A 14,049-nucleotide genomic window follows, 5' to 3' on the forward strand; every position below is an offset into this window, starting at 1 on the left:
TTAAAACGTGTCTACGACTGCTTCTCAGCCGAACGGGGATAAATCCCCTCGCCACAGGGTCTGCATTCCATGCCCTGAACCGGGGCGCGCCCGCGCCAATAAAGGGCGAATTCCGGTCAGATATTTTGGCCATATCAATCCCCTTTTGGCCTTTCCTGCCGTTCTCCGAATCGCGCTGCGCCGCAAGACTGTGTTCAACCGAATCAGCCTGCGGAGAACAAGAAATGCTGACGATCTACTCGGACGATCACCACCTGCACCACGGCCGTTGTGAATTGATGGACGGGCAACTAATGCCCTGCTTCGAAATGCCCTCGCGTGCCGACCATGTGCTGCAACGTGTACAAAAGCAAAACCTCGGCCCGGTCGAAGCGCCGCAGGATTTCGGCCTCGACCCGATCGCACGCATCCATAGCCGCGACTACCTCGACTTTTTCAAAGGCGCCTGGGCACGCTGGACCGAGTTCAATACCGACGGCGACTTGCTGCCCTACACCTGGCCAGCCCGCACCTTGCGCCGGATCATCCCCACCAGCCTGCACGGCCAGCTCGGCTATTACAGCTTCGACGGCGGCGCTCCGATTACCGCCGGCACCTGGCAAGCGGCATACAGCGCAGCGCAAGTGGCCCTCACCGCGCAAGCGGCCATCCAGCGCGGCGCTCGCAGTGCCTTCGCCCTGTGCCGTCCGCCAGGACACCACGCCGCCAGCGACTTGATGGGCGGTTATTGCTACCTCAACAACGCCGCCATCGCCGCTCAGGCGTTCCTCGATCAGGGCCACAAAAAGGTCGCGATCCTGGACGTCGACTACCACCACGGCAACGGCACCCAATCGATTTTCTACGAACGCAGCGATGTGCTGTTCACCTCGATCCACGGCCATCCGGAAGCCGAGTTTCCGTTCTTCCTCGGCTATGAAGACGAGCTCGGCGAAGGGGCCGGAGAAGGCTTCAACTTCAACTACCCTTTGCCGGCTGGCAGCGGCTGGGACCGTTGGAGTGCAGCGCTGGAGCAAGCCTGCAACGAAATCGAAACATACGGCGCCGACATCGTCGTCGTGTCCCTGGGCGTCGATACGTTCAAAGACGATCCCATCTCCCAGTTCAAGCTCGACAGCCCGGATTACCTGGCCATGGGCGCGCGCATCGCGAAGCTCGGCAAGCCGACGCTGTTCGTGATGGAAGGCGGTTACGCGGTAGAAGAAATCGGCATCAATGCCGTGAACGTTCTCGAAGGTTTTGAAAGCGCCCAATGAGGAATTAGAACAATGAAAAGTCTCAAGCGTTTTATCGCACCGGTACTGTGCGCCACGGTACTCGGTGGCGCCGCCCACGCTGAAGAGCGAACGTTGCGCGTCTACAACTGGTTCGACTACATCACCCCCAAGGCGCTGGAAGACTTCAAGGCGCAGAACACCCAGACCAAACTGGTCTACGACATCTTCGACACCAACGAAGCACTCGAGGCCAAGCTGCTGACCGGCAACTCCGGCTATGACGTAGTGGTGCCGTCCAACGTGTTTCTCGCCAAGCAGATCGAAGCCGGCGTCTTCCAGCCTCTGGACCGCAGCAAGTTGCCGAACTGGAACCACCTCGATCCGAAGCTGATGAAGCTGCTCGAAGGCAACGATCCGGGCAACAAATTCGCCGTGCCGTACATGTACGGGACCATCCTGATCGGCTTCAACCCGGATAAGGTCAAAGCGGCGCTGGGCGACAATGCGCCGGTGGACAGCTGGGACCTGATCTTCAAGGAAGAGAACATCAGCAAGCTCAAGCAGTGCGGCGTTGCCCTGCTCGACTCGCCGTCGGAGATCCTGCCCCTGGCCCTGCAACACCTCGGCCTGGACCCCAACAGCAAGAAGCCGGCGGACTACGAAAAGGCTGAAGCGCTGTTGATGAAAATCCGTCCGTACATCACCTACTTCCACTCCTCCAAATACATGGCGGACATTGCCAACGGCGACATCTGCGTCGCGGTCGGTTATTCCGGCAGCTTCTCCCAGGCCGCCAACCGCGCCAAGGAAGCCAAGAACGGTGTGGTCGTCGACATGCGCCTGCCCAAAGAGGGCGCGCCGATCTGGTTCGACATGCTCGCGATCCCCAAAGGCGCGAAGAACCCGGAAGACGCCTACACCTTCATCAACTACCTGCTGCAACCCCAGGTGATCGCACCGGTCAGCGATTTCGTCGGCTACCCGAACCCGAACAAGGACGCCACGGAAATGGTCGACCCGGCGATCCGCAACAACCCGAACCTGTACCCGACCGAAACGGCGATGGGTACGCTGTACACCCTGCAACCGTTGCCGCGCGATGCTGAACGTGCGCGAACCCGGGTCTGGACCAAGATCAAGTCCGGGACCTGATACCCGACTGAAAACCGAAGACCCGCGGCGACGCGGGTCTTTTTTTGCCTGCAATATTTATGTACCACCCGACTGCTTGGGCCGCCCGATACCTTCTCCCGATTCCGCGCTGCGCAATCAGCAGCGGCGCGTTCTCAGTCAGGAGACGACCATGCCCGAAACCGTTGCCCCGAGTGCAGAAGAGGTACTGACCCAGCTGGTCACTGGCCCCTCGATCAGAGAGGTCGCAGCGACCGCGCTGAGCCCTGCGCTCAACGCGCTGTATCCGCAGCTCAAGATTGATCCGACGCTCGCCACGGTCGTCACCCCGACCTGGGTAGATACCGGCACCGAGGTCGTGTCCGGCCCTAACGTGTATGAATCGCTCACCGATTTGCTGGTACGGCTCGGTTTATCAGGATCGACGGTGACGCTCATCGATGGCGAGCATTTCCTGACCCTGCAACCGGGCGCTGAACCGCAGGCTCAACTGCCGGTAAAAATCGACGCCATCGGGTGTCTGCTCAATGCGCTCGCACCGCAGTTGTTCATCGCCTATCAGCAACAGCAGCTTGATTACTGGAACCAGGAGACAAGCCCTTCGACGCCGCGCTGGCATTCGCTCGCGCAATCGTTGCAGGACATCTGGAGCCCCGATCCCGCCTCAGACTGGGATGCGGATGAAAAAGCCATGGCCCAAGCCGTATTCGATTTTCCGAATCGCGCAACTCGGACACAGGACAAGTACCAGACCAAGGCCTGCCTGATCGACACCGATCGGCTTGAGAACGCCGTCAGCGAACACCTGCGCGTTCTGGATGTCGCCGTGATCGTGGGCACATTGGGCACGCGCACCCTGGTGCTGATGCACTCGATTACCGAAGGGTTCAAGCGTTACGACTCGGTTGCCGCACTGGGCGAAGCAGTGTTCGCACACCCTGGAATGTCAAGCATCGAGCAGACCCTGCAATGGCGTCTGTATGAGCCCGAGGGCAACTTCTTTCACCACCAGGCCTGCGCGCTGATTGCGCTCGAGGTCGAAGCCATCGGCGCATTCAGTAGGGTCCAGCGCACTTCTGCCACACATCTTTCGCCACAAATCAGTGCTGCGGCAAAAGGCTTCACTGAATTTGAAGCCTTGCCAGCGTCACGCTTCAACAAGGTTCAGGGGTTACTGACAGGCTGGCTGAAAAACGCTTCGTCGGCGGACCTCACCCGGTATAGCCGACACTTGATGGACCTGGCGCAGCTTAGGGAACAGGACGCTGGAAAAACCTTCGACGAAGGCATCGCGTCACTGCCGGCGTTTGCGCTTCAGGCCCTGCAAGCGCAGATGATCAAGGATCATTCAGCGGCAGCGGACCTTGACCTGCAAAACATTGAAATCAGCATCACCAGCGTCGTGGTGCTGGGCGCTGTCGTGATACCCGGCAAGACGCAAACCACCACGCTGTCGCTGATCGAGCTGGCGCTGCAAAACCTGATTGCCGTTCCGCTGGGAAACAAGACGGTGGGCTGCAAAAACGGCGACGCTGTGCCCGCCTGGATGACCCCAGCCTATCTGGAAAAGCTCGTCACGCTGGTCGATATCGGCGGGGTTTACCCGGCGCTGATCAAGCGCAAGTTGCTGAATGATCCGCAAGAAGCGTTGCGACGACAGGCACTCTACACACGCCATCTGCGTACCCAGCTGCCCATGCAGGCGCTGCAGCACAAGATGCGCGGCGAGGCGGGTATTGATGAGCGTGGCTACCAGTACGTCAATGCCGTCATGCAGCAAAACGCTGCCGACCGCAGGGTAAACGGGCTGGAGATTGTCATTCGACCGCTGGCCTTCAAGACCGGTGATCGCGCCGGCAGCATAGGCGATGAAGTCGCCAACATGTTCGTCATCGGTCCGCGACTCACCGACAAAGGACCGTGCCTGCTCTACCGACCACTGCTCACCCCCTCGTTGGTGCAGTACCCGAGCGAGGCCAATCTGCTGTATGCAATCAAGCACGAAAAACCGCTTCGCCAATCGATCCTGGCCTGGCTGTCCGACGATGTGCGCTTCAACTATTCCCAGTATGTGTTTTCGGGTGAGTTGCCTTCGGTCTGGACGCTGACCCAATTGCTGGTCGATCCCACGTCAGCCCTGGGCAAGATGGGCGTCGTGACGCTCAGTGGCGCGGCCCTCGATGACGCGCCACTGGCGGCCCTGTTCAAAGCCAACGCCAACGCCATGATCACCCTGGCGGACCATCAATCGGTGTCCAATGCGCAAGCTCGCTGGGCAACGCTCAAGCACGGCACGTGGATGCTGTTCAATGTCGCGCTGCCCTTCCTCGGTCGCACCGCCGGGTTGGCCGCGTGGATCTGGCAGATCATGGACGACTTGCAGGGCATTACCGATGCAGCAGAGAGCGACGACAGCCAACTCGGCTGGTCCGCCCTGACCGATTTGCTGTTGACCCTCGGCATGGTATTGGCCCATCGCGCTGCCACTCGCAACAAGCCCATCTCGCGGTTACCCGAGAAGGTCGAGCCGTCATCCCTCACACCCGAAAGCAAGCCTGTCCACACCATCACGGTCACCCGTCTGCCCGACCTCAATCAGCTTCCACCGGCCCATGAGACGTCGCTGCATGCCATCGCCACGCTGCCGCCTACATCCCTGGGGGTCTTGCTCGATGAACTGGCCATCGCCGAACCCAAAGGAATGGCAGCCGCCTCCAGCGAACCCGGCCCTCACCAACACCTCCGTTCACTCACGGGAAAATGGCATGCGAAGGTTGGCCAGCGATGGTTCGAGGTCACCCTCAACGACAATGACGATGTGCAGATCATTGATTCACACCGGTCTCCCGCACGTACAGGGCCATTGCTGACCAAGAACGCCAGGGGCGAATGGTTTATCGATACGCGGCTGAGGCTCAAGGCCGGGGGCAAGGAGAAAAAACGGCTGGAGCAACAGAACCGGCAACGCCTGGCTGAAATGAAACAGCAAATGATCGCGTTCGAAAGCCAGGCCCAAAGCCGCGAAACAGAACTCAAGGAAGCTCAAAAAAACGCCCAGGCGGCGGCAGCCACCGACACCCATCGCCGCGTGTACCTTGAAATGCTCGACGCACAGACGTCACTCCTCAGCACCAACATGGAACAGCTGAAAGCCTTCAATGCTCGCGAGGCGATTCCCAATTACCGAAAAGCAATGATCAGCCGCCTGGATTTCCAGCTTTCGCTGCTGCAGAAATGGTTCGTTCACCAGCAGCCGGTTTTCGGCAATCAAATGCGCCTTTCCCTCGAACTTCTCGACAACCCGCCAACGGAAAACACACAGACCACGCGGCAAACCCATCAACTCACCGGAGCGTTGACCGCCAGCTACATCAACAAAATCGAATCTGCGCATGCGTGCTTCGAGCAACTGAACCTGCTCGGCAAAGAAGCCATCGAAGTGATCCGCGACGTCAAAGCCAACATGCCGTCCTTCGATGTACAGGACCTCAAACTGTTCCAGATCACACTCGGTCAAGAGTTGTGCCTCGACAACAGCGTTGAGCCCGCACCTGAAGCGCGCCAGGCACTGGAGCGCATTGTCGAAAATGCAGGCCTTGCGATTCAGGCCTCGCTGGACCTGATCGCTGACGAAGAAGTGCTGCACTTGCCGGAGCGGATCGACGGGCTCAGCGATCTGGTGGAGCAACTGACGATCACCGACCAGCGCATCGTCGATCTGCCCACGGAGTTTCCCGGGCAGTTCCTGCAACCACCCCTCGACTTGATGCGCCAACGTCTCGACGGTTTTCAGCAGCGCACCGTGAAACATCTGGCGAACTTGCTGCGGGAACGCCAGGCGCTCGAGCCGCTACCCGGCCCTTCCCGTCCGCCGACCGCTCCCGCCAAACGAATCATCAAGACCCGTTACAAAGGTACGGTGGTGGGCCAGCCACGTGCCGACTCCGTGACGCAAGGGTCAGAACTGATTGATGTGACCTCGGCGTTGACCGGTAAAGTCATCTCGACCTTTCATGAGAAGACCCCGGGGGTCTGGGTTGAAAGAGTGGCCCCGAAACAGGTCACCCCCGGCGGCGTCCAACCAGACTTGAGTGCAAGCACTGCTCAAGGCCAGGCATTGCTGGATGGGTTGGATGCGTTCATTCGTCGAACGCAGGCCCACTCAAAAGGCACGCGACGAATACCCGTGGAAATTGAGGAAATGTTTCATCAGCAGGCTCACCGACTGCAGGACGCCGCCAGCTCAATCGACGCAGCGCTGATCGCCACCAACTCCACCGACGGTGGTCCGGGATCCGCCGTCATAGTGGCCAAGCAACTGAACGACGGAGCAACCAGACTCTACAACCAGGGACGCGTGACGCGAATCAGCATGACCAAACTACAGCCACCGACGGCGGAGCGCGTCCTGTGGCTGCAAAGCGAAGGTCAGGTCGACATCGTCAAGAACCCCGGCCGACGCTTGCTCAAAAGCCGAAAACGAGACTATCTCGAGGAATATGAGATCCGCGATCACAGCAGCCAAAGTGTTCTGTGGTATGCCCACTTCCACTATGCGCAGCCCGCTTCGCCTGCACAAACCTTCACCGCGGCGCACCTGAAAACCGTGCAGCAACGGCTGCTGGGCGGCGCAACCGAGGCCCGCCACGCCAACGACGATCTCCAGGCGATCTCGATCTACCGCAGCGAAATCAGTGCGCAACTGGCGACCACCCTGTTCTTCGCGAAAGTGCCGGCCTCAGGGTCCTAAACCGTGCTGAACCCGAGACCCGCATTCGCGGGTCTATTTTTTTGCCCGCAATATCTATCTACCGCCCCCGATGGGCGATGGCTGATTACCTTCGATGCCCCAAGAGGCTTTCCCGGTCTCGTCATTGCGCCGAGGTATCCGCCATGAGTAACAACACTTCACTGCCCCGAACTGACTCGACACCCTTAGTGGAAACCAGTGACCTGGTGAGCCTGACCAGCCACGGTCCGACGCTCAACGAAGTGGCTTCGTACCTGCTGCGCCAGGCGCTGGAAAAAACCTCGCCAGAATTGCAGATCGACCCTGATGACGCCTACGTCGGCACCCCTCAATGGCTCATCGTGGACGACCATGTCGAGGCGGGCCAAACCGAGTTCGAGTCACTGACCTTGGCGCTGATGCGCCAGGGCCTGTATGGAACAACGACCAACTATCTCGAAGGCGAGCACTTCCTGACCCTCGAGCCGGGCAGCAAAAACCCGGTTCACCTCGCCGTCTGCATCGAGGACATTGCAAAGATACTCAATGATTCGGCGTCGATACTGTTCGTCGAGGCTCAAGCACGGCAACTGGCGTTCTGGAATGCCAAGGGGCATGCGATCCCCCGCTGGCACGAGCTTTCCGACACGCTGCGCAAGGCGTTGAACGTGCAGAAGGTCAAAGGCTGGGACGCCGATGAATGCGCGATGGCGCGGGAAGTGTTCAGCGACCCGGACAAAACCACTCGTAAAAATGTAAAAAGCGAATTTTCCGCCATTCAGGCGTGCCTTCTCGATATCGATACCGTCGAGAATGACATCACCCGCCATCTTTTGATCGGCGGCGCGCTAGTGCTCAAAGCCACGTATCGCAAGCGCCAACTGCTGGTGATGTACACCATCGAGCGCGCGTATGAGTCATTCAGTTCGATGGAAGAATTGGGCAACTCGCTTCCCGCACGCCTGGAAGAACAACGCGCAGGACGCGATCTGACGTGGCGGCTTTACGAGCCGGAAGGCAACGTCTTCGATCACGTGGCGTGGGCGTTGGTGTCGTCACAAATGGATGCCATTAACTCACTGCAGTTTATTGAGGCCGCTGCAGACGAGGTCGAGGTCGAGCCCGATACCGGACTCGACCCCAACGAAAAAGCGCGACTCCTGCAACTGAACAAAGCGATTCCCGATTGGTTGCGCAAAGCCTCATCCGAGGATATCCAAGACTACAGCCGATACATCAATGCGCTCGGCAAGTTGTATCGCCAACCGGACAGCAAATTGGCCAGCGCAGAGATCCCGTCCATCACCGACTATGCCCAGCAGCTGATGCGTGAAGCGATCATCGCCGATCCACTGGCGGTCGGCGCCGCGAATCTTGCGCTCGATGAGGTGCGGATCAAAATCACCAATAGCTTTACCTCCGGCAATTTCACCCTCCCCAACCCCCTTGATCAACGCATTGAAACGCTGGCCGACTTCGCTTTGGAGAACGAAGCGCCCTACATGGCGACCGTATTTTTCAAGAGTGGGGAGACCGTACCGGATTGGTTCACCGCTGAATTTCTAACCACCGTGTCTGCTCGAGTGGACATCGCAAAGGCTTACCCCGAACTGATCAAGCCCAAGCTGCTGGAGGACCCGGTTGCCTCCCGACGTCAGGAAAAATTCTATCGCGATCAATTGCGTTCTTTGCTGCCGCTACAGGCATTAGAGGCCAGATTCAAGCCAGAAACCGGTGTGGACGAGCGCGGTTATCGATACATCTGCGAGCTGCTCGATCCCGATGTCGCCACCAAAACCATCGCCCTCTACCCGCTGACCCTGACACCGCAACATCGCTTGATCAGCAGCAGCGATACCGTCGACAACGTGTTCGTCATCAGTCCTCGAGACGCACACAGCGGACCTTGTCTGCTCTATCGGCCGATGCTCGATGAACCCCTGCTGCAATACCCCTCAAGGCAAAACCTTTTGTACGCGTTGCACCAACCCGGTGACCTCAGGGATACGGTGCTGGCCTGGTTGCCCGATGAAAACCTGAGCGTTGAATATGCCCGCTCTGTTTTTCCCACCGGACTGCCCTCTCCGTGGCTGATCGCGGAACAGATCGTCAATCCATTACAGCGCGCAGACAAGTTCGGGCGCGTGGTGCTCGAAAGCGTCGAGATCACCGGCGACATTCTGTCTGCGCTGTTCAAAAGCAACGCACGGATGCTGGTCAACCTTGCCGACCGGCAATCGCGCTCCAATGCCGAACGGCGCTGGGACGTGTTGAAGGACAGTGGCTGGGCGCTCTTCAACGTCGCCTCGAATTTTCTCAGCGGTGCGGTCGGCACCGCCGTCTGGGTCTGGCAAACCATCAATCAGATTCAACAGGCACTCGATGCCCATGACCAGGATGACCGCTTCATCGAATGGACGTCGGTGTCGGACATTCTGCTGGCGATCGGCATTATCCTCAGCCATCACGCGGTGATGCGACGCAGAAGGGTTTCAAGCAAACCCCGGATCGAGCAGCTGTCGAGGGAGAAGGTTGCACAGCCCCTGGTCGAACACGTGGCTGTCACGCTCAATCCCGCCCCACTGGCCCCGGATCTTCCGCCCAGTCATCTTTCTTCCCTGGCGCTGGCCGGCTCGGTTCCACGCCGAACACCAACCGCACTGGGCGCTTACCTGGACACGCTCAAAGTCGCGGCTCTCGATACTGCCAGCGCAAACGTTACGAAGGCTAAAGAAGCCCCTCCGCATTTTTACCAACATAACTTCAGAAACTACGCACAGGTAGGTGATCGGTGGTTTTACGTCGACGTGAAAGGCGACGAGGGGGTTCATATCGTTTACCCGGAGCAGCCTGACCGCAACGGTCCGATGCTGATGGATAACGGCCACGGGCAATGGGTGCTCGACCTGCGTCTGCGTTTGCGAGGGGGGGCCGGAAATGCGTTCAGCCGCCACCAGGAGGCGGTTGACGAGCAGCGCAGAGGCCATCTGGAGGAGGTCCTGAGCGCCTTCAAAAGCCTGGAAAAGGCGAAGGAAACCGAACTGAAAACGCTACATGACCGCATCGAACAGGCCAACGCCGAAAACTACGATCAACGAACGGCGGCGTACATGGAAAAACTGGGGACAACGATCGGCGAGTATCGCCAGGCGCTGGAACAACTGCGCGAATGGCGCACCCTCGGCGGCACGGAAAACTACCGGGAAGACTTGCTTCGCATGAGCGTGGTGCTGCAGAAGAATCTGTCTTTGTGGTTTGTTCTGAAACGATCCGAGTATGGTCTGGCCTCCCGGGCTTTGACCAAAGGCCAGCAAAACGAACCCGTTGCCTGGCAAACGTTCGTCGACAATGTGCAGAAAGCGTCCGACATCGGTGACGAGATGATTGAAAAGCTGACCCTGTTTACGTCAACACTTGAGGACATGCACGCGGCCGGACGACCAGGCATTGAGCGCGCGATGGAGATCAGAAAACTGGCGCCTTCGTTTACCGTGCTGGATATCAAGGCCAACGAGATCGGCATGGCGCAGGAGTTGTGCCTCAATGACCAGGTTAGCCCCCTGATGCAGCAGGCTCGTAAGGCGATGGGGCATATTGCTGCGAGCGCCGCGAGGGCCGCGATTCAAATGGCGGACCTGATGAAAGGCGAAGGCGAACACTCCGATGTGCAGACGCATGTCGAGGAATTGAACAGTCTCGTGGAGATATTTGCCGACGCTGACCAGCGCCTTCAGGAATTGCCGGGCACGTACCCTGGACTGGTCAAGCAAACCAGGCTCGATCATGTGCAATCGCTCATCGATGAGTTCGCGCAGCTCGCACAAAACCGGTTACAGACGTTGCTCCCGAAACCGGAACCCATGGCCGTGCAGCCGCCTGTAGAACGAGTACAACCGGGTACGTCACGACAACCAATCAAGGTGCGCAAGACCCGGCCGCGGGACTTCGGCAAAAATGAACCCGAAAAAACCACCGTCAATCCGCTCAGGTCATTTACCCCCGCGGTTTATCAACAAACCGTTCCGGTGCTGGATGATGCGGGAACGATCGAGGCCGGCATCGAGCTGAACCTGGACACCAACACATTCATCGAACGCACCCGCAAGGACGCTTTACTCCCAAGACGCATCCCTGCCGACATTCAGGATGTGTTCGATCAGCAGGCATTGAAACTGGAGCAGGCTGCCAGCAGCGTTGATCAAGCCGTGATTAACAGCAGCAAGCACGAAGCCTCGCCTGTCCCGGTTGCCACGTTGAGCCGCGAGTTACGTGATGGGGCCACTCGTCTGCGCAAGGAAGGGGTCAGTGTTCGCGCCGACCTTTACACGCGCCGCAAACCGTCCCAGAGCATTTTCAAATGGATGCATGAAAACGGGCAGCTCGACATCAGCCGCGATAGACGTGGGCGCATACAGACCCGAGGGCTCGGCGACTTTTTCCAGGAGTACCGGATTGTCGACAAGGCCCGCAATCAGCCGTTATGGGTGGCGCACTTCCACTACGAGACGCTGTCGAGTCCGGCGAGTACACCCACCGCGGCCCATTTGAAAGTGTCAGATGACTATCTGAAAACGCTGCCACTGGAACAGCAACAGGCGCTGACCTCCTTCGAACCCATCGATGGGGTGTTCAGGAAGTTACAAGATCCTGCGCTACGAAAACTGTTCCTGGACCTGGAACCACAGGCAAATCCCGAGGCGTAGCCACTTAACGACGCCAGACCTTTTCCAGTCGCCCGAGTGCGGCACTGATGGCCGCCTCGGGCACCGCCGCGAACCCCAGGACCAGCCCGGCGCGCTGGTCCGCAGGTTTTGTCGAGTCGGGCAACCAGTAGCCGCTCAGCGCATTGATCTCGACATCGACGCTGGCCGCCTGCGCCACCAGTTCGCGCTCGCGGGCCTGTGAGTCGACTGCCACGGTCAGATGCAGCCCTGCCGCGACACTCGGCAGGCTGCCGATGCCGGGAATGTTCTGCGGCCAACCGGCCAGCAAGGTATTGCGGCGGCTCAGGGCCGCCCGGCGCATGCGGCGGATGTGCCGCTGGAAATGCCCGGCAGCCATGAACTCGGCCATGACCGCCTGAGTACTGACCTCGGAATGCCGGACGTCCACCGCCCGCCGTTGCGAGAACGCCTGCACCAGCGTTGGCGGCAACACCAGGTAACCCAGGCGCAGTGCCGGGAAGGCGACTTTGCCAAACGTCCCGACGTACAAAACCCGGCCCTGCCGGTCGAGTGCGGCCAACGGAGCCAGTGGCGCGCCGCTGTAACGGTATTCGCCATCGTAATCGTCCTCGACGATCCAGCCTTGGGTGCGTTCGGCCCAGGCCAGTAACTCAAGACGTCGCGCCAGGCTCATCACCACCCCGGTCGGGTATTGATGCGATGGTGTGACATACGCCAGTCGACAATCGCTGAGGCCGTTCAATTCGTTGCAGTCGATGCCCTCACTGTCCACCGCCACACCATGCAATTGCGCACCGGCCACGGCGAACGCATGACCTGCCGCCCGATACCCCGGATTCTCGATCGCCACCCCATCGCCCGGCTCCACCAGCAGCTGTGCACAAAGGCTAATCCCCTGCTGCGCGCCACTGGTGATCACTATTTGTTCAGCCGAACACTGCATCCCTCGCGAACTGCGCAAATACGCGGCGATCATGCCACGCAAACGCTCGTCCCCCGCCGGATCGCCATAACACAGTTGCTGTAAATCCGGTTTTCGCCAGAAAGCCGCATTCAGCTTGGCCCAGACCTCGAAAGGAAACAGATCGAACGCCGGCACACCGACCCGAAAGGCTCGCGGCGGACCGCTCGGCGGCAGGGCCAAATGGTTCTTTTCTACACGCCCCAACGCGCCACTGTGGATAACTTTACTGGATGAAATAACAAGTAAATCCAGCCGATTTGTGGATAAGGCTGTGGGTAACCCTGTTGACAACCCTGTGGATACTTTTGTGGATAATTTTTTTTGCGATGCCGCGGTTTGAGGCAATTGCGCAACGTAAGTCCCGTCACCGACACGCCCTTCGATAAACCCCTCGGCATAGAGTTGATCGTAGGCCCGCACCACGCTGTTGCGAGAAATCGCCAACGCCGCCGCCAGATCCCGAGTGGCCGGCAATCGCGTGCCACTGGCCAGTCGTCCGTCGAGCACCCGCAGGCGCAAGGTCTGATAGAGCTGGCGACTCAGGCCCTGTCGGCGGTCGAGTTCGATACCGGCGGGGTTGAACGACAGTGACAGCGGCGTTTCGCTCATGACAATGGACCTATGAAATTGGTCATTAATGGCTCTTACAACAGACCAATAGCCTGCCTAGGATGGGTGCATTCGCCAAGGAATATTTCCATGTACAACCCCAGCGGTTTTGCCATCAACGATTTGCATGAACTGCAGCAGCAGATACTCGACACGCGTCTCGCCATGGTGGTCACCCACGGCGAACAAGGCTTGCAAGCCAGTCATCTGCCGCTGTTATTCAATCCTGAGCAGGGCCCCAATGGCACCCTCTACGGCCACTTCGCCCGGGGCAATCCCCAGTGGAAGGAACTGCAGAACGGTGCCGAAGCCCTGGTGATTTTTGCCGGTGCCGATGCCTACGTCAGCCCGGGGTTTTACCCGAGCAAAGCCGAGCACGGCAAAGTCGTGCCGACCTGGAACTACGTCGCCGTACACGCTTACGGAACAGCCGAGGTGTTCACCGATGCCGATCGCCTGCTCAACCTCGTGAGCGCGCTGACCGATCGTCACGAAGCGAGTCGCCAGCAGCCATGGAAAGTCACCGACGCGCCCGTCGACTACATCGACGGCATGCTCAAGGCCATCGTCGGGTTTGCCCTGCCGATCCAGCGCCTGGAAGGCAAGCGCAAGCTCAGTCAGAACCGCAGCCCCGCAGACATCGCCGGTGTGCGCGAGGGGCTCGCTGCCAGCCCTGATGTGCACGACCAAGCCCTCGCCCAGTTGATGCGTTAA

At 59.3% G+C, this 14,049-nt stretch carries 6 protein-coding genes; 5 read left to right on the forward strand and 1 reads right to left on the reverse strand.

Annotated elements, in window-relative coordinates; translation table 11 throughout:
• The first annotated feature begins 224 nt into the window (after positions 1-224).
• The 4 genes from ACA075_RS30065 (at position 225) to ACA075_RS30080 (ending at position 11,780) form a co-directional block, all read left to right on the forward strand.
• On the forward strand, positions 225-1,256 hold the full coding sequence (locus ACA075_RS30065) for a histone deacetylase family protein (RefSeq protein ID WP_497296707.1): 1,032 nt from the start codon (positions 225-227) through the stop codon (positions 1,254-1,256).
• A gap of 12 nt (positions 1,257-1,268) precedes the next feature.
• The gene (locus ACA075_RS30070; protein WP_497296708.1) at positions 1,269-2,369 is read left to right on the forward strand and encodes a polyamine ABC transporter substrate-binding protein; all 1,101 of its coding nucleotides are present in this window, start codon (positions 1,269-1,271) and stop codon (positions 2,367-2,369) included.
• Between the two features lie 151 nt (positions 2,370-2,520).
• Positions 2,521-7,098: a dermonecrotic toxin domain-containing protein gene (locus ACA075_RS30075; protein ID WP_497296709.1), complete on the forward strand. Its 4,578-nt coding sequence runs from the start codon at positions 2,521-2,523 to the stop codon at positions 7,096-7,098.
• Positions 7,099-7,241: 143 nt separating this feature from the next.
• On the forward strand, positions 7,242-11,780 hold the full coding sequence (locus ACA075_RS30080) for a dermonecrotic toxin domain-containing protein (protein ID WP_497296710.1): 4,539 nt from the start codon (positions 7,242-7,244) through the stop codon (positions 11,778-11,780).
• A 4-nt stretch (positions 11,781-11,784) separates the two neighbouring features.
• Here the strand turns inward: ACA075_RS30080 and pdxR are convergent, their stop codons facing one another.
• On the reverse strand, positions 11,785-13,335 hold the full coding sequence (pdxR, locus tag ACA075_RS30085) for a MocR-like pyridoxine biosynthesis transcription factor PdxR (RefSeq protein WP_497296711.1): 1,551 nt from the start codon (positions 13,333-13,335) through the stop codon (positions 11,785-11,787).
• Positions 13,336-13,425: 90 nt separating this feature from the next.
• On the opposite strand from pdxR, the gene ACA075_RS30090 reads away from it, so the two are divergent.
• Positions 13,426-14,049 carry an FMN-binding negative transcriptional regulator gene (locus ACA075_RS30090; protein WP_497296713.1) on the forward strand — a complete coding sequence of 208 codons (624 nt, stop codon included), beginning with the start codon at positions 13,426-13,428 and terminating at the stop codon, positions 14,047-14,049.

Source organism: Pseudomonas sp. LBUM1663 (assembly GCF_059695905.1).